The 26,998-nt window shown below is 50.9% G+C and carries 24 protein-coding genes and 1 tRNA gene; 18 read left to right on the top strand and 7 right to left on the bottom strand.

The window, feature by feature from the left end:
- The first annotated feature begins 431 nt into the window (after positions 1 to 431).
- Entirely contained in the window at positions 432 to 611 is a 180-nt protein-coding gene (locus tag AC4IE8_RS03635; protein WP_068992709.1) for a hypothetical protein, read from the top strand.
- Between the two features lie 161 nt (positions 612 to 772).
- Positions 773 to 3,223, top strand: a complete 2,451-nt coding sequence (locus AC4IE8_RS03640) for a beta-propeller domain-containing protein (RefSeq protein ID WP_490790351.1) — start codon at positions 773 to 775, stop codon at positions 3,221 to 3,223.
- 511 nt (positions 3,224 to 3,734) lie between these two features.
- Here AC4IE8_RS03640 and AC4IE8_RS03645 read toward each other — a convergent pair.
- Together AC4IE8_RS03645 and AC4IE8_RS03650 are read right to left on the bottom strand one after the other, a co-directional pair.
- The gene (locus AC4IE8_RS03645) at positions 3,735 to 4,490 is read right to left on the bottom strand and encodes a slipin family protein (RefSeq protein WP_083226106.1); all 756 of its coding nucleotides are present in this window, start codon (positions 4,488 to 4,490) and stop codon (positions 3,735 to 3,737) included.
- 2 nt (positions 4,491 to 4,492) lie between these two features.
- Positions 4,493 to 5,854, bottom strand: coding sequence for an NfeD family protein (locus tag AC4IE8_RS03650; RefSeq protein WP_490790352.1), 1,362 nt, complete (start codon positions 5,852 to 5,854; stop codon positions 4,493 to 4,495).
- Positions 5,855 to 6,131: 277 nt separating this feature from the next.
- Here AC4IE8_RS03650 and AC4IE8_RS03655 point away from each other — a divergent pair, with 277 nt between their 5' ends.
- Positions 6,132 to 6,644 (top strand): NUDIX hydrolase, encoded by a 513-nt coding sequence (locus tag AC4IE8_RS03655; protein WP_490790353.1) that lies wholly within the window; start codon positions 6,132 to 6,134, stop codon positions 6,642 to 6,644.
- 273 nt (positions 6,645 to 6,917) lie between these two features.
- Here the strand turns inward: AC4IE8_RS03655 and AC4IE8_RS03660 are convergent, their stop codons facing one another.
- The 4 genes from AC4IE8_RS03660 to AC4IE8_RS03675 form a co-directional block, all read right to left on the bottom strand.
- Complete coding sequence (locus tag AC4IE8_RS03660; protein ID WP_068992698.1) at positions 6,918 to 7,727, bottom strand: pseudouridine synthase family protein; 810 nt, start codon at positions 7,725 to 7,727, stop codon at positions 6,918 to 6,920.
- Between the two features lie 341 nt (positions 7,728 to 8,068).
- On the bottom strand, positions 8,069 to 8,599 hold the full coding sequence (locus tag AC4IE8_RS03665; RefSeq protein ID WP_068992695.1) for a hypothetical protein: 531 nt from the start codon (positions 8,597 to 8,599) through the stop codon (positions 8,069 to 8,071).
- A 338-nt stretch (positions 8,600 to 8,937) separates the two neighbouring features.
- On the bottom strand, positions 8,938 to 9,249 hold the full coding sequence (locus tag AC4IE8_RS03670; protein WP_490790354.1) for a hypothetical protein: 312 nt from the start codon (positions 9,247 to 9,249) through the stop codon (positions 8,938 to 8,940).
- Between the two features lie 520 nt (positions 9,250 to 9,769).
- Positions 9,770 to 10,000, bottom strand: a complete 231-nt coding sequence (locus tag AC4IE8_RS03675; RefSeq protein WP_490790355.1) for a hypothetical protein — start codon at positions 9,998 to 10,000, stop codon at positions 9,770 to 9,772.
- Between the two features lie 530 nt (positions 10,001 to 10,530).
- Between AC4IE8_RS03675 and AC4IE8_RS03680 the strand changes: the two genes are divergently transcribed.
- The 7 genes from AC4IE8_RS03680 (at position 10,531) to AC4IE8_RS03710 (ending at position 18,547) form a co-directional block, all read left to right on the top strand.
- Entirely contained in the window at positions 10,531 to 10,803 is a 273-nt protein-coding gene (locus AC4IE8_RS03680) for a hypothetical protein (protein WP_068992676.1), read from the top strand.
- A 215-nt stretch (positions 10,804 to 11,018) separates the two neighbouring features.
- Positions 11,019 to 12,773, top strand: a complete 1,755-nt coding sequence (locus AC4IE8_RS03685) for a serine hydrolase domain-containing protein (RefSeq protein WP_490790356.1) — start codon at positions 11,019 to 11,021, stop codon at positions 12,771 to 12,773.
- A 285-nt stretch (positions 12,774 to 13,058) separates the two neighbouring features.
- Positions 13,059 to 13,649 carry a sigma-70 family RNA polymerase sigma factor gene (locus tag AC4IE8_RS03690; RefSeq protein ID WP_068992672.1) on the top strand — a complete coding sequence of 197 codons (591 nt, stop codon included), beginning with the start codon at positions 13,059 to 13,061 and terminating at the stop codon, positions 13,647 to 13,649.
- A complete protein-coding gene (locus tag AC4IE8_RS03695) occupies positions 13,639 to 14,337 on the top strand; it encodes an anti-sigma factor (RefSeq protein WP_068992668.1) in 699 nt (232 codons plus the stop codon). Before AC4IE8_RS03690 ends, AC4IE8_RS03695 begins: the two co-directional genes overlap by 11 nt.
- A 465-nt stretch (positions 14,338 to 14,802) precedes the next feature.
- Positions 14,803 to 17,349: an EAL domain-containing protein gene (locus tag AC4IE8_RS03700; RefSeq protein WP_490790357.1), complete on the top strand. Its 2,547-nt coding sequence runs from the start codon at positions 14,803 to 14,805 to the stop codon at positions 17,347 to 17,349.
- Positions 17,350 to 17,616: 267 nt separating this feature from the next.
- Positions 17,617 to 17,692 (top strand) — tRNA-Glu (locus AC4IE8_RS03705).
- A gap of 102 nt (positions 17,693 to 17,794) precedes the next feature.
- Positions 17,795 to 18,547 carry a hypothetical protein gene (locus AC4IE8_RS03710; protein WP_068992663.1) on the top strand — a complete coding sequence of 251 codons (753 nt, stop codon included), beginning with the start codon at positions 17,795 to 17,797 and terminating at the stop codon, positions 18,545 to 18,547.
- 198 nt (positions 18,548 to 18,745) lie between these two features.
- Here AC4IE8_RS03710 and AC4IE8_RS03715 read toward each other — a convergent pair whose 3' ends face one another.
- Positions 18,746 to 18,970, bottom strand: coding sequence for a hypothetical protein (locus tag AC4IE8_RS03715; protein ID WP_490790358.1), 225 nt, complete (start codon positions 18,968 to 18,970; stop codon positions 18,746 to 18,748).
- Between the two features lie 284 nt (positions 18,971 to 19,254).
- Here AC4IE8_RS03715 and AC4IE8_RS03720 point away from each other — a divergent pair, with 284 nt between their 5' ends.
- From AC4IE8_RS03720 to purT, 8 genes are all read left to right on the top strand, one after another.
- Positions 19,255 to 19,569 (top strand): hypothetical protein, encoded by a 315-nt coding sequence (locus AC4IE8_RS03720; RefSeq protein WP_068992660.1) that lies wholly within the window; start codon positions 19,255 to 19,257, stop codon positions 19,567 to 19,569.
- Positions 19,570 to 19,713: 144 nt separating this feature from the next.
- Complete coding sequence (locus AC4IE8_RS03725; protein WP_490790367.1) at positions 19,714 to 19,914, top strand: EAL domain-containing protein; 201 nt, start codon at positions 19,714 to 19,716, stop codon at positions 19,912 to 19,914.
- Positions 19,915 to 20,361: 447 nt separating this feature from the next.
- Positions 20,362 to 20,874, top strand: coding sequence for a hypothetical protein (locus AC4IE8_RS03730; protein ID WP_068992654.1), 513 nt, complete (start codon positions 20,362 to 20,364; stop codon positions 20,872 to 20,874).
- A 487-nt stretch (positions 20,875 to 21,361) separates the two neighbouring features.
- Positions 21,362 to 22,342: an HpcH/HpaI aldolase/citrate lyase family protein gene (locus AC4IE8_RS03735; RefSeq protein ID WP_490790359.1), complete on the top strand. Its 981-nt coding sequence runs from the start codon at positions 21,362 to 21,364 to the stop codon at positions 22,340 to 22,342.
- Complete coding sequence (sucC, locus tag AC4IE8_RS03740) at positions 22,339 to 23,511, top strand: ADP-forming succinate--CoA ligase subunit beta (protein WP_068992647.1); 1,173 nt, start codon at positions 22,339 to 22,341, stop codon at positions 23,509 to 23,511. Before AC4IE8_RS03735 ends, sucC begins: the two co-directional genes overlap by 4 nt.
- Entirely contained in the window at positions 23,508 to 24,395 is an 888-nt protein-coding gene (sucD, locus tag AC4IE8_RS03745; protein WP_068992645.1) for a succinate--CoA ligase subunit alpha, read from the top strand. Before sucC ends, sucD begins: the two co-directional genes overlap by 4 nt.
- Positions 24,396 to 24,738: 343 nt before the next feature.
- The gene (locus tag AC4IE8_RS03750) at positions 24,739 to 25,443 is read left to right on the top strand and encodes a ParA family protein (protein WP_068992642.1); all 705 of its coding nucleotides are present in this window, start codon (positions 24,739 to 24,741) and stop codon (positions 25,441 to 25,443) included.
- Between the two features lie 160 nt (positions 25,444 to 25,603).
- On the top strand, positions 25,604 to 26,785 hold the full coding sequence (gene purT / locus AC4IE8_RS03755) for a formate-dependent phosphoribosylglycinamide formyltransferase (RefSeq protein WP_490790360.1): 1,182 nt from the start codon (positions 25,604 to 25,606) through the stop codon (positions 26,783 to 26,785).
- Positions 26,786 to 26,998 lie beyond the last annotated feature (213 nt).

The raw sequence follows: 26,998 nt of genomic DNA on the forward strand, positions 1-26,998 counted from the left end.
CCACGGCATGACTCATCTCCCATTGAGAATTTGTCATACAGTTTATTTCAGGTGTTACCCATGTCTCCGAACATGTGTTACCTATGTCTCCGGTCTATACAATGGGAGAGGGGTTGGGGAGAGGGTGTACGCGAAGCGTTTCACCGAGCCAAAAGATGATAGATCATATCGATCCTTTTATTTTTATTGCGTTGAATTCTTATATTGACTGAGGTGCTTATTCTCCCCCTCTCCCCCGGCCCCTCTCCCGCAAGGGGAGAGGGGAGCTACTCTCTCTGTCTGTTTGGTACACTGATGATTGGTGCTTATTCTAACCTTCATCTTTTGCTTGGTGATCCTTTTTCAAGTTACAAAACTCGATAGGCAAGAGAAGTCAACTTACATTAATCCGTTAGTATCCGATCGATCAAAATCAATGGGACAATTGCGTTGTGGATTACAGAAGTAAGAAAAAAATCTTCTTCTATTGGGTGGGCGGTGTTTGGCTGGGTTTTGTTGCAGTCATTTTGTTTTTTAGAGAGTTCTTTCCTGAATATCTTGGTGAAGCGGTCTATGGTTGGGCCGCCATCGTAATTCTGATTGCCGCACGAAAAGAGCTCAGCCAAGGATAACTGAAAAAAGGTCATAAACGGGTTAAGCCAAAAACACGAAGAGCGAATGATACCTAACTATCAATGAACTCCGGCACTCCGGTTGTTGATCTCTCATGCTCTGGAAATCTGAGGTTGGGGGGGTTATGATGGCCCTAATGTTGAAATTCGAGGGATCGATCATGGGAAAAAGACTTTCTTCAACGCTGCGCCACCTTTCTGTTGGGCTGGTATTCGCATTTTTTCCGTTCATCACAACTGCCGCTCCCACCAATCAGCCTTCAGTCACAACCTCGGGTGAGCCGGCCGATGCGGCCATGTCATGGTCTCTCTCTACGGCAGATACGGATCAATACACCCCGCTATACGATACCGAGGATGCCATCTCGGTTGAGCTGAGTATCCGTGTGGATGCAGCCTCTGTGGGGGCTGAGCGTAATCTCTATCTGGTAGCCCGTGCTCAGGATAATTGGCATATGCGGGATAGCGAGGGGCGCTGGCTCAACTGGAACGGTCAGGTTGATGCGTTGGTACCATTCACCCGCAAGACTCTCTCCGAGACCGAGGTCGTCGAGGTGCACAGTGGCGGACCCTTGCCGCCGGCGGAGTTTGCAGTCTATGGTGGCTATGAGGCGGAAGATGGTTCCGTTATCTATAATCAAGACCCCTTAACCTTCATCGTCTTCGATACCGACAATCCCACCCTGCATCGCTTCCGGCACAATGTCATGCTGGAAGGCTACTTGTCCGAAGCAATGATCGCAGCCTATGCAACGGATCGTCCGCTGCCTGACACCAGTCGTGAGGATTTCAGCCCGGCACCGATAGACAGTATTAACCCGATATCTCTGACCAACACACAGGAGCAGGGGGTGGATGAGGCGGATTTGATTAAATCCGATGGCGTCCATTTCTATCGATTTGGCTATTGTGGCTCAAACACCAATACCTATTTCCGAAGTTGTCTCTTCACTTACGCCATTGAGGAGCAACCCGCCTCAAATCGGTTGTTGAATGAGGTCGGGATACCGGGGGTGGGTGATGTTGAAGGCATCTATCTCCTCAACCAGCTCGGTGAAGGGCTCTCCGATATGGTTGTAACTGTAGGAGGAGACACCAACAATGACTATGTGGATATTGGCTTCTTTGGGCCGCTATCGATCTGGGAGGAGCCCAGATACTGGTCGCATGGCACCAGTGAGGTCAACCTGTTTCGTTTGGACTCTGCAGATGCGCCAACCCATGAACGTACATTGAGCTTTGACGGAGCAATGATCTCCAGTCGAGTCATCGGCAATACACTCTATCTGGTTACCCGTTATACCCCCTATATTGGTGGTCTGGATCAATACGCCAAATACACAGGTCAATTTCAACACAATCGTACTCTGTTGGAGAGTGCCACTTTGAGTCAGCTGACTCCGACCTCTACCTTAGGTGATGAACCAGAACCTCTTATCGACACGGAGCGTTGTTATCTGGCGCCAAGTGCCACCGTCGGTATGTTGGATCCTACCATTATCAATATCATCGCCGTTCCACTGGCGGATCCTGACAGCTACCAAACCAGCTGTTTCATCGGTAACTCGGAAGTGCTCTATGCCTCACAAGAGGCGATCTATCTGGTTGCACAGGGTGCCGGTCAGACCCTTCTCGATAATGGTGAATACACTTCGATCAACGAGGTCCACAAACTGGCACTGGTCGGTGATTCACAGAGCGGTATGGCCGCCGAATATCGTGGTTCAGCTCAGGTGGTTGGCCATCTTGGTTATGAAGCAGAGTACAAATCCTACCGCATGGGCGAGTATCAGGGGGTGTTCCGAATTGCGACATCCATTGGCTACCTGGGTTCGGTGAACAGCTCCACCAGCGTGACCCTGTTGCGTGAAGCGGCGGATGGGGGACGACTGGAAGTGGCCGGCAGGCTGGATGGACTGGGGCGGCCGGGAGAAGCGCTTTACGCCAGCCGCTTTATTGGCAACCGCGGTTACCTGATCACCTTCAAAAAGGTTGATCCCCTCTATGTACTGGATCTCTCCGATCCGGAGAATCCCGTATCGTTAGGCGAACTGGAGGTGTCGGGCTACTCGGAATATCTCCATCCGGTGGGAGAGAACTACCTTCTCGGGATCGGTAAGGAGGCAGTTGATGCGGTGGACTCGGGTGACCGGGGAGGGTTGGGCTTTGCCTGGTACCAGGGGGTGAAGGTCTCCCTGTTCGATGTCTCTGATCCCACCATGCCAACAGAAGTCAACTCACTCATACTGGGCGGCAGGGGAACCAATTCAACGATCCTGTCCCAGCCTCATGGCTTTGCATCACTGCCTCAGACCGATACGCTGCCGATGCGCTTTTCCATCCCAGTGGATCTCTACGATGAGTCTCCCGGTTTGATAAATCCGCCACCCAATATGAGCTGGGGATGGACTCATACCGGTCTCTACACTTTCGATATCCAGCTGGGTGATACCCCTGGTGTCGAGCTCGTAGACCGATTCGTGGTGAGGGACAATGGTTTGAGCAGTTATTCATATGGCGTTTGGAGTGACAGGTCTGTAATCCTGGGGGATAGTGTTCACTATCTGCATAATGATTCACTCTATTCATCGAATCTGCCAGCAAGGGAGTGACAGCTCCTTATTAACCCCTGTAGCTTGTCGATTCTAATCTTTAATTAGAGGCCAGCTTAAGGAATGGGTCTGAGCGGCGTGCTCCAATGTTGTGCAGGGAGGTGCAGCGAGTTCAAGGAGCATCGGCGGATGCATCGGATAGCCATCCCACGCCAAGGACAGAGTGCGATCAATGGAATGATGCTCGTTACAAACTCAGTGCAGTGGTTCTGTTTGTCATGTTAACCGGATGCGGTGGCGGTTCCAGTGATCAGATCAATCTGGATGAGCAATCGGCCAATCCTTTATCTCTGTCCTTGCGCTCATTGGGCAGTCACATCAGCCTTTTCAAATCATTCAATGCAGAACAACCGCCTGTTACCGACACGGCGATGCAAGCGCGTGCTCGAAGCGATCAGCGAGTTTTCTCAGGATCCATGGCAAACGCCGATAGGGTTCGTGTTAACGATTCTGGTTACAACTCCTACCCTGAAGCGTCAGCATCAGATGACCGTAGTAAACAGCTTGTCGTTCAATCTGTCTCTTTCCGCTTCAGAAGCGGTTCCAACAGATCCATCGGCAGAGGAAAGACCAGGGTGTGGCTCTTGTCGCCAGCCACTTCAGTCAATGTCTCCAGGTATCTGAGTTGAATCGCCTGTGGTTGTTCGGAGAGGGTTTTGGCCGCCTCGACCAGTTTCTTCGCCGCCTGCTGTTCGCCTTCCGCATGGATTACCTTGGCTCGCCTGGCCCGTTCCGCCTCGGCTTGCCGGGCGATTGCACGAATCATGCTGTCATCCAGATCGACATGTTTGATTTCCACGTTGGAGACCTTGATCCCCCAGGTATCGGTCTGTTGATCGAGGATTTTCCTTACGTCGTTGTTGAGCCGTTCCCGCTCTGCCAGCATCTCATCCAGCTCGTGCTGGCCAAGTACCGAGCGCAGGGTGGTCTGGGCAAGCTGACTGGTAGCCGCCATATAGTCCTCTACCTGGATGATGGCCCGCTCGGGATCGAGTACACGGAAGTAGACCACGGCATTGACCTTGACCGAGACATTGTCCCGGGAGATCACATCCTGGGAGGGTACGTCCAAGACGATAGTCCTCAGATCAACTCTGACGAATTGCTGGATGATCGGAATTATGATGATCAATCCAGGCCCCTTGACCCGCCAGAAGCGACCCAACATGAAGACCACGCCTCGTTCATATTCACGCAGAATCTTCAGCGCAGAGGCCAGGAAGGCAACCAGCAAAAATAGAATAACCGCATAGAAGTAGAGCGTCATGATCACTTCTCCTTATCAGTCGGCATAACTTTCAGTATCAGGCCCTCTCTGCCGGTAATCTCCACCAGCTGATCTTTTTTCAGGGGTTGTGCAGATTGGGCCCGCCAAATCTCACCGTGGACTCTGATATCACCTTCGCCACTGAAATCTTCAGCCACCACACCGACACTGGTCAGCATCTCCTCACGACCGCTCACGACAGGGCGGTTGCGGGACTTGATCGCCATGCCGATGACAAAGGTCATGATGAAGGCACTGCTGGCGGCGACGGCCAGTATCAGTGGGAGTGATATGCCATAGCCGGCCTGGTCGGTATCGATAAGAATCAGTGAGCCGATGATGAAGGCGGCCACGCCGCCGATACCCAGGGCGCCGAAACTGGGTACAAAGGCTTCTGCGGCCATCAGTGCGAATCCGAGCAGGATCAATGCGACACCGGCATAATTGATCGGCAATAGGTGAAACGCATAGAGGGCTAACAGCAGGGCGATAGCGCCCACGGTACCGGGTACGATGGAACCGGGATTGGCAAATTCATAGATCAGACCATAGATGCCCACCAGCATCAGGATATAGGCCAGGTTTGGATTACTGATAATACTCAAAAACTGGCTTTGCCAATCAGGCAGATGTTTCTCCAGGACAATGCCTTGTGTATTCAGGTTCTTCTTGCCGAGCGGGAGCTGCACTTCTTTGCCGTTCAGCTCAGCGAGCAGAGCGTTGATGTCTGCCGCAACCAGATCAATCACACCCAGCTTCATGGCTTCCTCCGCAGAGAGGCTGGCGGCCTCACGAACCGCCTTTTCCGCCCAATCGGCATTTCTGTTACGTAGCTTGGCGAGGCTGCGTATGTAAGCGGCTGCATCGTTAATCGCTTTGTTGTTCTTGGCATCCGTTGTCGGGGATGGGGCAGTCTCCTGCTCACCTTTTGCTTTGGATTTATCAGGGCTGGTGTTTGGTGTGCCACCCAGGGATACCGGCGTGGCGGCTCCCAGGTTGGTTGCTGGCGCCATGGCGGCGAAATGGCTGGCGTAGAGTATGTAGGTGCCGGCACTGGCGGCTCGAGCCCCACTGGGCGCCACATAGGTGACCACGGGAACCTGGGAGGCGATAATCCGTTTTATGATCGCCCGCATTGAGGTATCCAGGCCACCCGGAGTATCCATCTGCAACAACACCAGCTCTGCGGCCTCACTTTCCGCCTTGCTCAGTGCTCTGTCCAGATAGTCTGCAGTGGCGGGACCGATGGTGCCGGAGACCTCAAGTAGAAGCGCCTTTGGGCTTTGAGTTTCAGCATACAGCGGGCCTGCGCTACTGAAACAGAAACAGAGGAAGAGAAACAATGACACGGTGTGTTGAGCCACAATCCACTCCACGATATTTAGGGACCTCTGACTCCGTGATACCGGAGAATGTGTAATCCATAGACTTGATCAGTCTGGATCCCCAATCCGTCAGGGGATGAAGCATGAATCAAAGAGGTCTTTATTATTCTATTTTAGACCCACTGCCGGCTATGGGTGTTCCCTGAAACCGGCCAGCATCAGGTGAATAGATTTATACTTATGTTTATTAACTGGTTTTTTGTGATAACTAATCCCCTACAGGGGTGCAGATGCGTGGAATCTAACCGGGTAGGCTATGAAGAGATTGAATTTTTGTCCTCATTGCGGCAACGAGGGGCTGGATTGGCGTGAGGGAAAACAGTGGTTTTGCAATAAATGTAAATTTACCTATTACCACAACTCCGCCGCTGCGGTCGGTGCAGTTCTGAGATGTCAGGATGAGATACTGTTGACTGTGAGAAAGCATAATCCATGTCAGGGTATGCTCGATCTGCCAGGTGGTTTTGTTGACTATCAAGAATCTTTGGAAGTGGCTCTGAGCCGGGAGATCAGTGAAGAGTTGAATCTACTTGTCAGTGAACGTAGTTGGCGTTATTTGTTCTCTTATGGCAATCGCTATCTCTATGCAGATATCCAATACTACACCACTGATGCGTTTTTCCTTTTGCAACTGGAGGAGAAACCAGAGATTGTTGTTGGTGATGATGTGGTTGAAACAAGATGGATGAAAATCAATCAGGTTGCGCTGGAGGATATTGGGCTTGAGTCGGTACGGAATGCTGTAGGGCGGTTTATGCAAACTGACTGATAAGTCATCAGAGCGGGGCACTGCGGTCCGGTATGGTTCAAAAAATAAAGCTCAGATGCAATTGGCTGAGATTGGCCGCCAATCACCTCAAATCCTCACCAATAGCAAAGTAGCCTCTGTAGAGATTTAGATCCATTTACCCGGAGAACGTTAACAGGCCCTAGTTGCAGGGAGAATTCTGGATCCCGGCATTCGCTGGGATGACGAAAGTTGAATTCATCAGCGGTAGATTCTTGTAACAACTGATGAGCGCGGATTGCTACGAAAAGCGCCTCAGGCCTGATATGTTCCAGCCACATTTTCAGCGCTTTCGGGGATCTCAAGATAGACGCAGGTCAATTGCAGATCCTCATCGAAGCTGATATCGCAATAGAGACGGTCACCCACCACAGGGTATCCGATCCCGCTCAAGTGTCTGCGTATCTGGTGTTTACGTCCGGTATCAATCTCAACCTGGAGCAGTGAGCGGTCCTGTTGCGGGTTATATTGAAGCAGGCTTACCCGACTTATCGCCGGGCGGCCATCGATCGGTTCCTCGATCAGGCTTCTATTCTCATCAGCGACATAGTGTCCCACCACCCAGGCCTGATAGCGTTTTACGATTTTTCGTTCGCGAAACAGTCGGGCCAGTTCTGTGGCAACCCGTTTCCTGTGGGCCAGAACCATCAGACCGTCTGTTGCCCGATCCAGTCGATGCACCAGAAAGACCGGTCGTTCAGGCTTCAGGTTGGTTTGCACCCATCGATCGATTGCGCAGTGATCACCCCACTTGGAGCCATGGGAGCGCATCCCTTTGGGTTTGAACCAGACACTGAAGTCCCCTTCATCCGCCACCAGGCGGGCCTCTGCCGGTTCTTCAGCCAGAACTTGTTCGTTGTGATAGAGGTGTAAGCGGTCACCTTGTTGCAGACGGCTTTTGGCTCGCCGTATACGCCGTACACCGCCGTCCCGTTCCAACCAGACGGCTCCCTTCCACATTGTTTTTTTGATGGTTTGTCGGGAAAGGCCGCTGGCTTCGGCCAGTAATTCAACCGGATTTGCAGATGGTTGATCTACGCTGATATGAAATTCGGATGCCGACATAGAGTGTGTCCAGTTACCCTGGTGGGCCTTCTGGAGGAGCTGATGAGATTCTGAACAGTAAGGTGGTTACAGGATCGTTAGTTTGTGGTCAGAAGATTTTAGCATGTCTTTGGGTGGAGATGGTATTTGAGCATTTAAGAGCAATGCCTGTAGCCATCTTGAGCATGGTTTCCCTGCAGGATATGAGTTGGTATAAGGCTCTGCTTGCTTAAAGAGAATCTGATTGATCCTGTGAAACGTAGATCAATAGCTTTCTGGCCCATACTTCCCCATCCGGGCATCTACCGGGATGGGGAAGTATGGAGTATTCAAACTGCATCAACAGGCTTTGAATCAAATCTTCAGTAGTTGGATAGTGCGCCATAGGTCTGGCAGTGAAGGGTTGCGTTATGCACATTGACCTTTACAGGTTTATCCGATTTTTCAATGACCAGGGTCATCATCTCAAGGCTGACCACTGGCAGTAGAATGCACTCATCGGCGGGAGCTCCGTCAATGATGTTGATCACCAGGTCTGTTGACTGGGTTGTATCCACATCCGCAACCATAGCCTGAAAGTCGCTGCTGGGTTTTAGGCCAAGTCCTCCGACGACAATTTGTGAGGTTTTGAAATCCACATCTGGCGGCCCTGTTAAACAGGGGTCGTCCTGCTTAACAGGCGTCTCTGTAGGAAATACGCAGTTTATTCCGTTGGCTGGTAATAGTTCGTTATAGTAGAAGTTGCCCCAGTCAGCCTCCGTGGTGATCACATTCACCCAGGGATATTCGTGAGGCATGATGTATTGAAGTTCGAGAACTTTGAAGTCACCAGCCCGGGTCGGGGTTGCCAGCAGTAGAGAGCATAGAGTGAGATAGAGCAGAGTTCTTTTCATGATATCTTCCTTAATGACATTTCCTTGTTATATGCGATGTTATCTATAAACGATTTTTTCCTGTCATGTAAAGTGAAAATTTTCAACATTATTTAAAAAATGTTACTCACCGATCTTCCCCATAAATTGCCGGACTGATCTATAAGATAAGCCCGTTTTTCCAGCACAGGAGTTGGCAACTTATCGGGTGGATTTGAACTACAATTGCCCGGACTCACTTTGTAAAAAAGTGTTGCTACTGATCCGGAAGTCGATTCGATGGTATTAAAGTAGGGATTCTTTATTGCGAATGGTGAGGCTCAATCTCCCGACTGAAATCAGGATAGGTTGATTGACGATTAACTCAAGACTAGCTCTGAATTTTCATCGAGCAGAGATCTGAACTCATCCAGGTCTAACGACGATGGGCATTCTGCTGTTGAATGCAGCTTGTTCGGTAACAGTGGCTTGGAATCCAAGTGCATGGTCTGTTTGATTTTTAACAGTTCCAGATTATGCAGGTAGTTTCGATCCCTGATTAGCAGACGTTTGTAGATACGAATCATCCTCTCGTCAGTGTCGTTTTGAGGTGGTGTATGCCTGGCAATTTTCAGTTTTAGATCATCACACTGTCTCAGTGTGGAGATTGAGTAGGATTCCAGATTGCTCATGGTCACATCCTGTATTGGTCTGGTCGTTAATTGGCCAACCTAAACATAGGTCAGCTCTTGTTTCAGGAAGTAGGGTAGTAATAACCGTTTCATGTTAAAAAAGCAGAATCTATGCCAAGTAAATAAAAACAAACAGTTACTGCGCAGTGGTGGGTGAGAATGTAAAAGGATCCGACAGAATCGGATTTATTTTCTGATTGACTGAGAGGTGTTATTTACGATTTAAATCCAGCCAGGTTTGATCAGATTTGTGGGTGGTCTTGCAGCACCATCTCCAATGGTGCGGCGGGATTCAAGCGTAACAACAGTGCTCGGGTTTAAATGTTAAACCAGCTTTTGGGGTTCACTCTTGAAGCATTGGGTTGCGGGCGGGTTCAATTGTTCAGTAGCTGTTTGTTCGGCCTGGAAATATCAAACGGTGCGGACAACTGATGTGCCGTGAGGAGCTATTCGCTGCTAGCATCCGCCACAATGTCTATCTGCAGAAGCAGGTTTTTGCTGGATTTTTGAGGATCAGATCTTATAAAACCCAGGCGTCAGCTACAAAAAAAGCAATCATCAGGGGAAACAGTATTGAGATGCAAATACTGCCGACCCCGGTGACGATTTCCATGCCGGTCAGAAACCAGGGCTGATCGGTCCAGCGCTCCTTGACATGATCCCGGTAGTCTTTGTTGAAGAGAAATTTCCATCCCACCAGGTAATCGATATAGCTGGTGTTGCGGTATGGGCGTACAGTGTTAGAGTTCATGGTTTCGTCTCTCAATTCAGCTGTTACGATGTAATGTCGGCAGAGGAACAGTGCGGCTGGTTACCGATAGGCCTGCAGATCAGTGAGGCGGGCGGATTCAACCAGTCGATTTAACACCGTCGTATCGTCTCAAATTAAGATTGCAGGAATATGACTCTATTGTTACGGAATAGGATATGTGCTTGTATTTCAACACCTTTGCTCTATTTCGGATGAATGCTGCAGAGTGGATTTATGCTGATTATTCAGGCTGATATCCGGAGTTCTTTACTACCTTGGTCCGATACTGGGGATTCCTTCTGATCCATCAAAGCTTCAGCGCAAAACCAGATCGGTTTTAGCCGCTTTTTTTCATCCTGCCGTTCCAGCTCTGGGGGCTGGTATCAGGATTCTGTCTGAATCAGCCCAGTCGATTCTGAAGGCTGGCTGAAAAAATCTGAAACGAATGTGAATCCAACTGCCGATACCTCCCGTATAGGTTACTGAAAGCTGAAACAACAGTTCTCGTATCCAAAACTAGGAGAAATAAGATGAAAACATTAATCGTCACTGCAGCAATGATTCTTTCAACCAACCTGTATGCCAGTCCCTTTGATGTGACCGGCCAGAACCCCGATCTGTACGACGGCCATGTAAATTCCACCATGCTGCCGACCGCAGTTCAGCCTGGAATCGGCGACTCATATGGTAGCTCCATTCTTCACTCCGGTGGCTATGCCAAGACCAGCCATACTTTGCAGGGTGGTGTTGACGAAGGTTACGGTAGCGTTCTGATCGATGTGGGCACTCCGCTGAATTGGTAATGTCTAAGCATGAGAAACCTGGGGTGCGGCCTTACCGCACCTTATGGGGGAAAGCAGGATGGGCAAAGGATCGAGGTATTGTGTCTGTCATGCGGTGGCGAGTCTGGTGATTCTCGCTGCCAAATGACAGGCAGGATACCCTTTGTTCATGCTGCGTTTTCGGTGAATCCGGATGGTAAACAGACTCCCGGAATGTACTTTGCAAGAGGTCCATTGTGCAGCCTCAGATATCTGTCTTACTGGTTACGCTGACCATCATGTTGTCGTCCTGTGCGGTCGTCGATAACAAAGCGTCAAAACAGAATCGTCTGATCCCGGAAGCCGGTATGGCCCAGGTGCGATCCGAGTCGATCAAGCTTATCGAACGGATGCTCGAGGAGGAGTTTGTTCCCGGATTGAGTGTTGCCCTGGTCAACAGGGAGGGGGCTTTGTGGTTGGAGGGATTTGGCGAGGCAAACAGCCGTTCAGGGAGTTTGGTCACTGCGGATACGGTATTCAGGGCAGGCTCTCTTAGTAAGCCGGTAACAGCACTGGGTGTGATGCAGCTGGTGGCACAGCAGCGTGTCGATCTGGATGCACCTTTGAATGAACAGCTCCACCAATTCTCAATCCGACGACATGAGTCATCAGTTATGCCGGTTACCCCACGTCAACTGCTTAGCCATCGCAGTGGACTACCCAGTGATCTGCGTAAAGGGATGTATACCGACACCTACTTTACCCAGGTCACCGGACTGCTCAGCAATGAGTATGCCGCTTATCATCCTGACAAGGTCTACAGCTATTCAAATCTCGGTTATGACCTGCTGGGTCATCTGATTGAGATAGAGTCCGGTAAGCAGTTTGCCGAGCAGATTCAGGAACAACTGCTGAAACCCTTGGCGATCAACGACAGCGGCTTCCAGCTGACCGCCAACATGCAACAGCAACTCTCAGCCGGCCATCTGGATGGCCAGGTCAGGCCGTTACCGCCGCTGCGTGACATGCCTGCATTGGGGCTCTATTTGTCTGCCCGTGATGCGGGCCGATTGTTGTCGGCACTGCTGCGTCGGGAGGTGCCAGGTTTACCGGCGGATCTACTGGAACAGATGTGGACACCACAAACGGTCGACGGCCAGATCTCACTGGGTGTCTCTCCGGGACTGGGCTGGTTTCTTCAGGAGTATCCGATAACGGGTCGGCAGGTACGCCATGGTGGCAGCACCCTGTTGTTTGGTGCAGAGATGGTGATCCTGCCCAAGCATGATTTGGGGGTGGTTGTGCTGGCCAATGGTGCCGGTAGCAATCGTATGGCGCGGGAACTGGCGGCAACCATCCTGGGGCTTGCCCTAACTGCCCAGGGTGGAAGTGGTTCGGTTGAGGTGGCACAGCTGGATGAACAGGATGCCAACAGCTATGAAACTCCTTCAGGCGGATATGCGACCGATCTTGGTCTGTTGATGGTCGACCCGGAGCGACCCAGGTTATGTGCCTGCATTATTGAGCGCATCTTAGACCTGGTTCGATTCGATGATGGCAGCCTGGGGCTGACACAACAGAGTATCGACAGTCTGCCGGATGGTTATCAGGTGCTTGGGGATCTACGTTTCAGATCACGTCAGATGAACGGTATGGACGTGCTTGTGGCCGATCGGCAGGGCGAGGAGATTCTGCTTGGGAATAAGATTGAATCGGATCCCTGGGAGTCGGTCTGGCGTCAACGTCTTGGAAGCTATCGAACCATCAATCCCGACGGGGATTTTTCCATCCAGGACCTGCAGTTGAGTGAAGAGAGCGGTGTCTTGTGTCTGCACTATCGGGCACCCCACCTGAGTCAGAGTCTGGTGCGTTTGCCACTGCAGCCTGTTTCGGAGAATGAGGCGGTGATCCAGGGCTTTGGCAGGGGGCGGGGAGAGACGGTGCAGATTGTGACGGTGAATGGCAAGCAGTGTCTGAAGTTCTCAGGTTTCATGGGAGAGCCGGTTGAATAACTAACCTGCATAGGCATGATTTGAATCGTGGTTTGTATGCATTATTCCAATAAAAATCATTCGGTTAATGGCTTTTTGGAGGTTCCTGCCAAGGTCTATGAAAGTTGAGGGATTGAGCTCCCCTAGGGGTATCTTACTTTTTTGAGGCAAACGGCTATCTGGCGAATGAATAACCACCGCGCAGACCGGTGACAGACATTTGGCCTGGTGGTCCGTTGTTGAGCTTGCTGTGCGGGCTTCTGGTCAGTACCCTTGAGGATTGGTTTCAATCCCTCGGAGGGGGCAATGGCAAATGGGGATATAGATCAGCAGGATGCGATTAAGCAGCGCAACCAGGAGCTCGAAGCGCTGCTGGCAGCTTGTGCACTGAACGATCGCAAGGCCTTTGCCCGCTTGTACCGGATGACATCGGCGAAACTGTATGGCGTGGTTCTGCGTATATTAGTTAGGGACGAGTGGGCTCAAGACTGTTTACAGGAAGCCTACATCAAGATCTGGAACAATGCTGACAGCTATCGGGTTTATCTGGCTGCACCGCTGACCTGGATGTCGACAATTGCAAGAAATCAGGCGCTGGACCTGTTACGCAAACGTAAAAGGGAAGTCATGGAGAGCGACGATAAGGGCTTGCCGGAGCAGGTGGATGATGCACCCTTACCGTTGGATGGGCTGACCAACAGCGATGAGGGCAGACGGCTGGAAAAGTGTCTGGGCGAGTTGAAGGATCAGCAGCGGCAGGTGGTTGTTTTGGCCTATTTCAAGGGCTTGACCCACGATGAATTGGCGTCCCATACGGATACACCGCTTGGTACGGTTAAGACATGGATACGTCGTGGTTTGAATCAACTTAGGAGGTGTCTGGAAAATGATGCCTGAAAATGAACATTACGATAGCACGACACAGGCCGGTGAATATGTGCTCGGAACCCTTGAGGGTGAGGAGCGGGCAGAGTTCGAGCGGCGATTGCGTGACGATATAAGACTCCAGGAAGAGGTCGATGCCTGGCAGCAGCGTTTTGCGCCGATGCTGGAGGGCATAGAACCGGTCTCGCCACCGGATGCTGTCTGGCTGGCGGTGGAATCCCGTCTTACCGATCATAGTCAGACCGATGCACAGACCTCAACGGCAACCAGTTTCTGGGACAGTCTCAGTTTCTGGCGCAACCTGGGCATGGTGGCGGCCACCCTGGTATTGGCTTTCGGGGTCATTTTCATGACTCAGCAACCGGAAACCGGCATGAACAATGTGCTGGTGGTGATGAATGATCAGGACCGTACCGGCTGGGTGGTTGCGGCTAAGCCTGATTATGGATTTGTCAATGTCAGTGCCGTGGAACCCACCCAATTGCCGGCTGGAAAGGCCTGTCAATTGTGGATGGCGGATCAGCATGGGAACCTACATCCTGTCGGCGTACTGCCACACGACGGTCGCCATGAAATGCCCCTACCAATGATGCCGAAATCGGAGAATGTGTTTAAGGTATCCGTCGAGGAGATGGACGATATGCCTGCAGAGCAACCGCATGGTGAAATCGTCTTCGAAGGGAAATTGACTGAGATATAAGCCTCCTTTAACCGATCATTGTCTCTCTATAATCCAATGCACTGAAACCCGGATGAAAATCCGGGTTATTTGTTTTTTCGTCAAACAATTGCTCAGCGTCAATTGGATCCAGGCCGCATCTTGTATACTTCTGCGCTGCTTAGTTGTGCCTGCAATGTGTGCTGCTTGCTGTGGATCACGCCTTGTTCCAGCCTGATCGGGCGGGCTCTGAATGGAGCAGTTTCCATGATGAGATACACTGGATATTACGCATTACAGGATTCGTGCAGCCCTGACGAAGACAAGCTCTGAAGTCAGCAGGCTTTAAGTCATGGTATGAGGGATTGGCAAATTGAGTGGATATAAATTTATCAGCTGAATTTTTCAATCCGTACTACAGTCAGAATAATTAATGGACAAACCAAACTCCTACGCAGTGTTCTGGGATTAGGTTGCTGGGATTGGTAACAACATGAGTTTTTCTGCATGCGCCTGAACAGAGATAGGCCCATCTTACCCGGACTTGATTCCTATCGGGGGCGCTATACATACATGGCCGTACTGGTTGGTGCTGCACTGATCGCCATTGCCTTTGTGGGGTGGAGTCTGGTCAAGTCCTCCACCCAGACTCAGATCTCGAATATCACATCCCGCACACTGGCCTCCGCCGTCCTCGCCGATGCCCAGACACAACTGAATTTGATTGAAAATCATCTGCAGCGAATTCTGATCGATCCTGTCAAGGAGGAATCGGAGGATATCAGCTATGGTTTGACCCAGCTGGGGCTAGTTCTGAGTGACCTGACGGAGTCATTGGAGCGGCTGCCTGCCGGTAACTCGGATGTCGCTCTGGCTCTGCAGGCCGACCTTCGAGATTTGGAGCAGAAGATTACACAGCTGGTCAAGGTGCGTCGTGATGTGCAGGCCTGGTTTCCTGCCATGCAACTGATGCTGGATGAGATGTATCCCTACAATCAGAGAGTGTTGGGTAATCTGCAACTGCTGCAACATGAAATTCAGTCTGATGATGAAGCGCAGATGGATCTGATCATGCAGCTCTCATCAATGCAGCGGCTTTGGTTGGGAATGACCGGGGAATTTCGGCTGGTCATTGCTAATCGGTTTGGCATCTTTCTCGCCAAATTCAATCCGGCGCCTGAGGAGCGGTACGATACGATTATCAACTACGCTGCACGTTTCATTGAACGTCTAAAGATCCTGCAGAATTATTTTCATCAGCAGAACACAGATTTTGTGGTGATTGAATCCCTGCATGGTATTGAAGTGGATTATCTCGCCTGGATGGCTGACTTCAATCAGGTCAGGGAGCTTATGCAGAAGCCAACCTGGCGCCAGGATCTGAACTTCATGCAGCAACAGGTTACACCGGTATTCAATGAGATGCGGCAGAAACTATCGGTTGTTGATCTGAGCCTGGATACCCAATCCGGAGAGGACATCACCCGGCTTACACAAACAGCAAAGCGGCTTTCCATCTCTATTCTGGTGATGGCAGTGATGGGCATGCTGATGCTGGTGTTTGCCTATCTGTTCATCAAGCGAAATCTGCTGCAGCCCATCGCGGATACGGCCCATGCCTTGAAAATGGAAGCCAGCGGTTCACTTGATGTGGCAAGTCATCCAAGTTCCAATCTCAGGGAGACCCGGGACCTGGTAGAGGCATTCAGTGAAATGCGTCGACAAGTACATAACCGGCAGAATCATCTGGATCATATGGTGCATCATGATGCGCTGACACAGCTGCCGAACCGGATTCTGTTTCGGGATCGTCTCTCCCATGCCCTCGAGATTGCGCTCAGAGGGGAGGTCATGGTGGGCTTGATGTTCCTCGATCTGGATCGATTCAAGCAGGTCAATGACAGTCTCGGGCATCTGGTTGGGGATGAGCTGTTAAAGGTGGTGGCTGAACGGTTAACGTCAATGATGCGCAGTTCTGATACGGTGGCCAGATTAAGTGGTGATGAGTTTGCGATTCTGATTGAGGGGATCAACAGCCGGGAGGATATGGAGCCTCTGGCAGAGAAGATTCTCAACGCCATCAAGAAACCGATCAATATCGCCGACAATGAACTTCGTGTCTCGGCTTCCATCGGCATAGCTATCGCGCCACACGACGATATCTCGGTTGAGCATCTGTTGAGAGACGCGGATACCGCGATGTATGAGGCAAAACGCCAGGGCCGCTCAGCGTTCCGTTTTTTCAGGGGTGAGATGACCAAGCGTGCCTCGGAGAGCTTGTTGTTGGAAAATGAAATTCGTCAGGCGGTGGAATCAGAGCAGTTTATCTACCATTTTCAGCCAATCGTTGAGACTCAGACCGGGCGACTTTTCTGTTTTGAGGCACTGTTACGCTGGGATCATCCCGATCGGGGATTGCTGGATCCTGAGGTGTTTCTCGATGTATTGGATGAGACGGGCCTGATACAGGCACTGTTTGAACCCATGCTGGCCCATGCGATGGCCTTTCAGAAGGAGCAGAGCAAGGAGCGAAAAGAGACGGTGGCGGTCTCGATCAACCTCTCCGCACGACTGCTCAACGACCCAACCTTTTGTCGAGGTCTGCTTGAGAACCTGGTTTCCGGTGAGGTGCCACTGGGCAGCCTGATCCTGGAAATTACTGAAGACACACTCACCCAAGAGCTGGCGGAAGCCGATATCTTTCTACAGCAGGCCAAAGCACTTGGCGCGCGAATCGCACTGGACGATTTCGGTACTGGACAGGCATCCCTGAGTCATCTGCGACAGTTTCCCTTCGACATATTGAAGATCGATCGTGATTTTGTGAAAAACGTAAATGTGGATAACTATGATGCCAGCCTGGTGACAGCCATGATCCAGTTAGCACATGCATTCCAGATCGATGTGGTGGCTGAGGGTGTGGAGAGTCAAGCTCAGCTGGCGTTTCTACAACAGCAGGGGTGTGACTATATCCAGGGTTATCTGATCGGCATACCGCAACATGCGGAGGAGCCTTTGGAGTCGATCAGTGAGATTCCACTGTTTCAGACCTGAGAGTGCAGGTCTGCAACTCGAACGCCTCTAGGATAGGCTGAGAAGGTTTGGGGACTTTTTTCTAAGTCTCTGAATATCAGGTAACTTTGATTGGATCGTTGTTTTCGGCCGAAGGTTTCCATCGGCTAGACTGACCACAGAATGGATTAATTCCTGGATCAGGATCAGCTTGCAACAGATAAACCTTGACAGCATCATCAAAGTGCCGTAGATTTCGCGCTCCACTTTACGAGTGATTACCCGTTTAGGGTGTCTTTGTAAAGACCTGTCCCCATCGTCTAGAGGCCTAGGACACTGGCCTTTCACGCCGGTAACAGGGGTTCGACTCCCCTTGGGGACGCCATATATTTCAATGATTTACAGTTGATTTGGCCTTCTCTTCTTACCGTATCTGAAATTTCTCTGAAGTAATATTCAGTGCGTCACCAGACCTAGGGATAGCGCTATGACTGACGAATCTCCTCAAAAAAAATGCTTTGTTATTGGTCCCATTGGAAAGGCAGGGAGCGATACAAGAAACAAAGCAGACTACCTTCTTGAATACATCATAAAGCCAGCTGCTGAGAAACACGGTTATAAAGCTTTCAGAGCTGATGAAGTTTCTGATCCAGGCTTGATCTCGGAACAAGTGATTTCTTACACCTTAGATTCAGACCTGGTTATTGCAGATCTAACAAGTCACAATCCAAATGCTTTCTATGAGTTAGGTATTAGGCATACAGGCTCAAAAAAGCCAACTATTCACATGATATTGGAAGGTGAGATTCCTCCTTTTGACGTGAAGGATCATCGTTACATTACCTATAAGTTAGATAATCCAAAAGACCTAGAGGATGCTGTAGAAAGCCTCTCTAAGGCTATTTCTTCTTTGGGTTCTAATCCTGAAGTACATAATCCCGTCACTAGAGCAAGGGGGCTAGATCTAATTTCAAGCGGCGAAGACAGCACGGATCAGATTCTTAATGGATTAGTTGAGAAAACTAATCGTCTTGAAAGAGAGCTAAATTACTTAAGACCTAGTAAAGACAAAGTTGATGTTCCTAGATATATATATCTACCTATAAATGATTTAAGTGAGAATCCGCAAGCTATAGGTAAAATGATTGCTAAAAGATACACAGAGATAATCGAACAAGATGCTGACAAAGAAAAACTTCGTGTAATTCTACATAACCAAGATAAAGAAGAAGACGAGTAACAAGTATCCTTGTCTTATAAAACAAACCTGGATATCAAGACGAAAGCATTCCCAGATTTAAAACCGAACAACCACAAAAAGCCCCCCGAAGGGGCCTATTATCCTTTAGCAAGGGGTAGGTATTACTCTGAGGTGATCTCGTCTAATTCACCCGTTTCCAGGGTCTTCCCGGTCTGTTCCTGGGCCTTCATTAACTTCCTATGAAGCCGCTTCACTTTTGTCAGCCTGCTCGATACAGCGATACATAAGAGTGTTGATGGAGTGATTTTTGTATTGACTCAGATCTGTTTTACTGCTCAGTGTTATATTGTAGAGCAAATCTGCCACACCATGAATATATTCATCAGCCACATTGAATGTGCGATCAAGTTCGTTCACTGGCTGGTGATGATCTGAAACAGGTTGTGCGTTTGTGTTGGTCATGATGCCACCTCATCAGTATCCCGGATGTAAATAGCCATTTCAGCGAGTGCCCCTATCTCATGGGCTAAACTGCTAACAAATTGAGAAGATAATAGATTCTCATTGCCATAGTCCTTGTTAGTACTCATTGCAAGTAAATTGCTCATATCTTTGGCTGTACACAAATGCCCGACTAGCCGGCCCACAATTAGTTTAAATTTGAACTATATCTTTAATATACAAACGGCTTTATATCCTATGCACAGTATAAGTAATTATGCTGGCACATACCGGGTAATCTATTAGTGAAATTGACCGATCCTTTCGGCCGCATGGAAAGACGTCATCAGCTGGGCTATGAACGGATGCGCAAAGCTCTTCGTGAGGCGGGTATTGAAACTCCGGATGAGGCGAAGGATGTCATCAGTCAGGCATGGAAGCGGGGATTTAAAATCATGGGTGTGGGAATGCTGTTACTTCTGGGGGTACTGGCAATCATACCCATCGCAGCACCACTGATTCTGGTAGTGGCAATTATCATGGTGGGCTGGGTGGTCAGTTCAAACATCAATGGTCAAAAGTATATTAATCGCTATATTGAAAAGGAGATGAAGCCGTAGTCTGGTCCTCTGCCAGTTAGAAAATATGCGTTCTGTTGGAAGCGATAGGAGTGCTTGTGTTGCGTTTTGTGTTTTTTATGGCAGGGTATATGACATGGAATCGATTATCTGCACGCCCTGAGGCAACTTGGTGTCAGGATTTCCATCGATGACTTTGGTACGGGATACTCATCACTGAGTTATCTGAAATCACTCCCTGTCGATAAGATAAAAATAGATCAATCCTTCATTCATGATATTCCGATCGATCCAAATGACATGGCTATTACCCAGGCTATCATTGCACTGTCAGAGGTCCTCGGACTGGCGGTGCTGGCTGAAGGGGCGAGACCCGGAACAGGTTGAATTTCTAATTCGACATGGCTGTGAGCAGGCACAGGGTTTTCTCTACAGCCGGCCTGTTGATCAACAGCAAATTAAAAAGTTGTTGAGTCAACAATAGCGATTCATACGGCACTTTTCCAAGCGACTTCAACCTGGCATTCTGCGCCAGGCCGGATAGACCGGCAACAGTCGACAGGGGTTTCAGATTGCACGAACAATTCTGCCTTTGTATTGTCTTCAAAAGAATCCACTAACATTCGCTAAGACGCTTTAATTCGGGCCTGTTAACGCCAATCCAATACGTCCTGTTGCGCTTTTTCAGGCGCAACCCGGAGGGCTGGGTCTGTTTTTTGCGCCCAGCGGCGTTATCATTCGCTCATGTAGAATAACTACACTATGCTCATTCTGCCTTGCTGGACGCAAAAACAGTCCCAGCAGAGCGTATTGGATTGGTGTTAACAGGCCCTAATGACAGTTGAAACATCTGACAATCAGCCGAAGAGTAATCTGTTGCTTTGGATTGCGCTTGGGCTATTGCTGGTTGCACTTTCCCTGGTGGCGATCTATAAAGCCTGGCCAATCCTGTTTCCCCAGATCAGTCAGACCGCTACCATTGATCCGAATTGTGATCTGCGCAAAGCCCCCTGTGTCTCCTCAATCAACCATGAAGTGGCAGTCGGATTTTCAATCGAACCCCGCGAAATACCCCTGTTGAAACCCCTGAAACTGACGGTGGAGATCGCTGGGGTGGCGGTGGAGCGGGTGGAGGTGGATTTCGCCGGTGTCGATATGAATATGGGTTACAACCGGGTGGTTCTGCAACCTGTCACTGAGGGGCAATTCGAGGGTGAGGGGATGATTCCAGTCTGTGTCATGGACTCCATGGAGTGGGAGGCAAAAGTCTTGATTACAACGAAACAGGGGTTGTTGTCCGCCCCGTATCGGTTTGTCACGGTACGACCCGGTCTGACACTGCCCTGATTTCAGGATTCCGCCTGGAGAAAGGGGGAATACTCGGCTGTAGGCTGAAGGCCTGCAGGGATTCGCGCTTTGTCTCAATATCTAAAAAACCAATACTATTTATAAAAATAATGAATACTCGATTGAATCGCCGATTCTTTTAATGCTCATGCTGAAACCCAGGCACCGCGCAGACTTGCTGAAAGGTCCATTCGGACCACTTCGTACAACTTCCATGCAACATCCCGTATTACTGATTTTCGCCACTGTCAATTGAGCAACTCCTGTGTTAAATACTTGCCCTGCTTGTGGATATCGAAATTTCCACAGCAAGGCAGAAAGACCTGGAACGCTATTGCTGCGGCGCAATAAAACAATCATGCAACGCGACATGATGTGTATAGCGCAAGCTGCTATCCAGGATTATAAACAGATCAATTCTGAATGCTGAAACACCGGATTGACCGGTGTTTCGCGTTCAGGGCAGAAAAACACGGAGGAATCCACTATGGCCTTTAAGAATCGCCTTCATAGAAGCGAACTGGCCGTACCAGGCAGTAATATGCGGATGCTTGAAAAAGCCCCGCACTCTGGCGCTGACCTGGTATTCATCGATCTGGAGGATGCGGTTGCACCTTCGGACAAAGAACAAGCCAGAAAAAATGCCATCCAGGCACTGAATGAGTACGACTGGTCGAACTGTTCAGTTTCCGTTCGCATCAATGGTCTGGACTCCCACTTCTGTTATCGGGACATCGTCGATGTGGTTGAGCAGGCCGGTGACAAGCTGGATACCCTGCTGGTCCCCAAGGTCGGGCAACCATCCGATTTGGAATTTGTTGCGCTGTTGTTGGAACAGATTGAAGCAGCCAAAGGCTATAAGCAGATCAACCTGCACGCGCTGATCGAAACAGCCATGGGAATGGCGAATGTGGAAGCGATTGCGCAGAGCTGTCCCGATCGGCTTGAAGCGCTGGTCTTCGGTGTTGCGGATTATGCTGCTTCCACACAGGCACGGACCGTCAGCATGGGTGGCGTCAACCCGGACTACCATGTGTTGTCTGATGCGGATGCCGAAGGCAACCGTGATGTCTATCTGGGTAACCAGTGGCACTTCGCCATGTCGCGCATGATCGTGGCCTGCCGCGCCTACGGCTTACGTCCGATCGACGGACCGTTTGGTGATTACAGTGATCCTGATGGTTATCTGGCTGTCGCCAAATCTTTTGCTGCCCTGGGTGGTGAGGGTAAATGGGCCATCCATCCCGCGCAGATCGAGTTGGCCAATCAGGTCTTCACGCCCAGTGCGAAAGAGGTGGATCGGGCCCGTCGTATCGTCCAGGCGATGGAAGAGGCGGCGGCTGCCGGCCAGGGTGCGGTCAGTCTCGACGGTCGCATGATCGACGCCGCTTCGATTCGCCAGGCTGAAGTGATGCTGTCGAAGGTGGAACAGATCGAACGCAACTCCAAGCAGGAGGCGGCCGCGTGAATATTCATGAATATCAGACCAAGGATCTGTTTCGTCACTATAAGATCCCAGTACCCGAAGGCCGTATGGCTCACTCCGCTAATAAGGCCCTGACCGCAGCGGAACAACTCGGTGGCGAGGGTTGGGTCGTAAAGGCCCAGATCCACGCCGGTGGACGGGGTAAGGCGGGTGGCGTGCTGCTTGCGAAACAGCTCGATGAAGTACGTGAGCATGCGGAAAAACTGATCGGTAGCCACCTGGTGACCAAGCAGACCGGTGAACAGGGCCGGATGGTCAACCGGGTACTGGTTGAACAGATGCAGGATATCAAGGCGGAGTATTACCTTGGTCTGGTGATCAACCGGGCAAATCAACGGATCACCCTGATCGCATCAGCGGCTGGTGGAATGGATATCGAGGAGGTGGCCGCCAAATCACCCGACAAGGTGATCAATGAAGTGGTTGACCCCGCCGTCGGCCTGCAGGATTTTCAATGCCGCAAGGTGGCAGCCGGTATCGGTCTCAGTGGTAAACAGATCAATATGGCGGCTCGTATCATGAAGCGTCTCTATCGCTGCTTTCGTGATAAGGATGCGCTGATGGCTGAGATCAATCCGCTGGTAACCACCGGAGACGGTCAATTTCTCGCCCTGGATGCCAAGATGTCGTTCGACGGCAATGCGCTGTTTCGTCAGCCGGAGATTGCAGACCAGCGTGATTTCGATGAAGAGGATCCCAAAGAGGTCGAAGCCTCGGGGCACGATCTCAACTATATCGCCCTGGATGGCAGCGTCGGTTGCATCGTCAATGGTGCGGGACTGGCGATGGCGACGATGGATGCGATCAGCCTGTATGGGGGACGGCCCGCCAATTTTCTCGATGTGGGTGGTGGCGCCTCACCGGAGAAGATTGCCAACGCTTTCCGGATCGTTCTGGAAGATCCCAATGTGAAGGTGCTGATGCTGAATATCTACGCCGGCATCAATCGCTGTGACTGGATCGCAGAGGGGATTGTCAAAGCGGTTTCAGATCTTGAGGTCAATGTACCCATCGTGGTGCGTCTGGCCGGTACCAATCTGGAGGAGGGGCGAAAGATTTTGGCCGACTCGGGGTTACAGTATATCCATGCCGATCGTTTGAGTGACGCGGCGGAGAAGTCAGTCAAGGCACTGGCGGGAGGTGCGGCATGAGTATTTTGGTCAACAAGGATTCGAAGGTTATCTTTCAAGGTTTTACCGGACAGCATGCCACTTTTCATGCGCAAGAGGCGATTCGCATGGGCACCCAGGTGGTTGGTGGCGTAACTCCTGGTAAGGGTGGTCAAACCCATATCGACAGACCGGTTTTCGATACGGTCAAAGATGCGGTGGAGCAGACCGGCGCCGATGTGAGTGTGGTTTTTGTACCCCCTGCTTTTACCGCCGATGCGGTGATGGAGGCGATAGACGGTGGCATCAAGGTGATTGTGGTGATTACCGATGGTGTGCCGGTGCAGGACATGGTGCGGGTGAAACGTTATCTGATTGGCCATGACACCATCATCATCGGACCCAACACCGCCGGAGTGATCACACCGGAAGCGTGCAAGGTGGGAATCATGCCGGCACATATCTACGTCCCAGGGCGGATCGGTGTGGTCTCTCGCTCCGGTACGCTTAACTATGAAGCGGTGGAGCAGATGAGTGAACTGGGTCTGGGTATCTCCACCAGCATCAGCATCGGCGGTGATCCGGTGAATGGCTGTGATTTTCTGACCCTGATGAAGCAGTTTGCTGAGGATGATGAAACCGATGCGGTGTTGATGATCGGTGAGATCGGCGGATCACAGGAGGTCGAGGCGGCCACCTGGGCCAGGGATCACATGGATAAACCACTGATCGGATTTATCGCTGGCGCAACCGCACCCCCTGGACGGACCATGGGGCATGCCGGGGCGATCATCTCCGGCGAGGACGATACCGCCCAGGCAAAGATGAAGCGTCTGGCTGAACTGGATGTGCATGTGGTTCAGAATGCGGCGGAGATTGGACGCACGGTTCAACAGAGCCTGGAGCGCCAGGAGTGTGTCGCCTAGTCATTTGTCTGTCGGCCTGGCCGCAAAACCAAGCGGGATGGATGGTTGGGCCAGGCTGAGTGAAAACATCTTTTGGCTTAGGTTTAATTCTCTAAAATCATTGCGTTAACAACCCCCGGTTGCGATAGGCGGTGCCAGGCAAGGGATTGGGATAGTGGCATCAGCGGGCAGGGGTGTGATTGGTGTTAACAGGCCCTAGGACAGGCTCTTTGATGGGTAATGGATGGTGGCTGACAGGGGTTGAGGGAGCCCGCTTATATCAGGCTTTATCAACCAGAACTTGTATTTGGCAAAGAATAGGAGGAACATTCCTCAAATTCACCCCTGTCACAGGTCCGGTGTAATGAAAAGGCTTTTGATACTCAACAGCAAGGGAGGCTGTGGGAAGACAACGATCGCGACCAATCTGGCGGGTTACTACGCCTCGGCCGGGACGCCGACTGCATTGTTCGACTATGATCCTCAAGGTTCCAGTCATCGCTGGCTGGAGCTGCGCTCCGATGAGCTCTCAAATATTCATGGTGTGTTTGCAGCCAAACCGACTCAGGGGGCTGTAACCCAGGCGTTTGCCCAGCGGGTTCCCGGAGAAACAGAGCGTATCGTGGTGGATACACCGGCCTCCATGAAGCGCTTGGAAATGATGAATATGCTGAGGAATGCATCGGCGGTCATCGTTCCGGTATTGCCCTCCGCCATCGATCGCCATGTTACCCTAGATTTCATACAGGAGCTGACAACCCTCTGTCGTCAAATGGGTATCAACATTCCGGTGGGTATCGTGGCCAATCGGGTACGCTTGAATACCCGCGCCTTTAAACAGCTTCAGGAGACCTTGGAACTGCTGGATATCCCACTGGTGGCCTTTCTGCGGGATACCCAAAACTATGTCCATGCAGCGGAATCCGGCTGTGCGATTGTCGAGTTGAAGACCGCCTCGATGAAAAAGGACAGGCAGCAGTGGCTGGCATTGATCGAGTGGTTGGAAAGTGCGCATACACCACCGATGACACCAACTGCCGAGAAACAACAGGCTGGACTGCATAGTTAGTTGGCCAGGCGCTAAATAGGGTGGCTGATCGTTACCTTATTTACCGCGTGGCTCACAAGTTCTTAGGGCTGATTCAGTTGTGTTAACAGGCCCTCGATTCTGTACCATTCCCCCAATCCTCATTAATAATCCTCTTTTTAATTCGTAATAGGACTTGGTTATGACCACCATCGGTACCCCCTTTACCTCCAATGCAACGAAGATTCTGTTTTGTGGTTCCGGCGAGTTGGGTAAAGAGGTGGTTATCGAGCTGCAGCGCTATGGCTGCGAGGTGATTGCCTGTGATCGTTATGAGAATGCCCCGGCAATGCAGGTGGCTGATCGTGCCTATACATTCTCAATGCTCGATGGTGAGGCATTGAGAGAGGTGATCGAACAGGAGAAGCCGGATTACATCGTGCCGGAGATCGAGGCCATATCCACCGATACCCTGGTCGAACTTGAAGCCGAAGGATTCAATGTGATTCCGACCGCCAATGCCGCCAGACTGACTATGAACCGTGAGGGTATCCGCCGCCTGGCAGCGGAGACGCTGGGCATTCCAACCTCCGACTACCGCTTTGTCGATAACCGGCAGGACTTCATGAATGCGGTCTCCGAGATCGGCATACCCTGTGTAGTCAAACCGATCATGAGCTCATCCGGTAAAGGTCAGAGCACCATTCAAAGCGATACGGATGTTGAAAACAGCTGGACCTATGCACAAGAGGGTGGGCGTACCGGGGCAGGGCGGGTTATCGTCGAGGGGTTTGTCGACTTTGACTATGAGATCACCCTGCTGACCATACGCCATATCGATGGGGTCAGTTTCTGTCTACCCATCGGACATCGTCAGGAGGATGGGGATTATCAGGAGTCATGGCAACCTCAACCGATGAGCGATGCCGCCTTGAGCAGAGCCAGGGAGATTGCCGAAAAGGTGACCTCAGCGCTTGGTGGACGGGGGATTTTCGGTGTGGAGCTGTTTATCAAAGGCGATCATGTCTATTTCAGTGAGGTCTCTCCCAGGCCCCATGACACGGGTATGGTGACCATGATCTCTCAGGATCTGTCCCAGTTTGCCCTGCACAGCCGGGCGATTTTAGGCTTGCCGATTCCGAACATCAGACAACATGGTCCCTCGGCATCCGCGGTGGTGCTGGTTGCGGGGGAATCAAATAACGTCCGTTTCGGTAATCTCGAAGCAGCCATCGCAGAGGCGGATACTCAACTCAGGCTCTTCGGTAAGCCGGGGGTCAGCGGCAAGCGCCGTATGGGTGTGGCGTTGGCGCGCGGTGAGGATATCGAACAGGCAAGAGAGAAGGCCACGAATGCGGCCGCTGCCGTGACCACTGAGCTCTAATCAATTCAGGTTTCACAGTATCAAACGCTGCTGTGGCGGCACTCCTGCGCTGTAGGAAAAATACTCATCTCCAATCGAGTTATCACTTCCAATGATCTGATCTGAAGGGATAAATCAGATAAAGCTCAACCAGTTTCCAAGCAGATTTTTCCTCAGGCGAATAGGCTTCAATGTGAAAATTTGTGCCCAGAGTCTGTGAGATGAATTTTTGCA

The organism is Candidatus Thiodiazotropha sp. AKAK2, assembly GCF_058244685.1.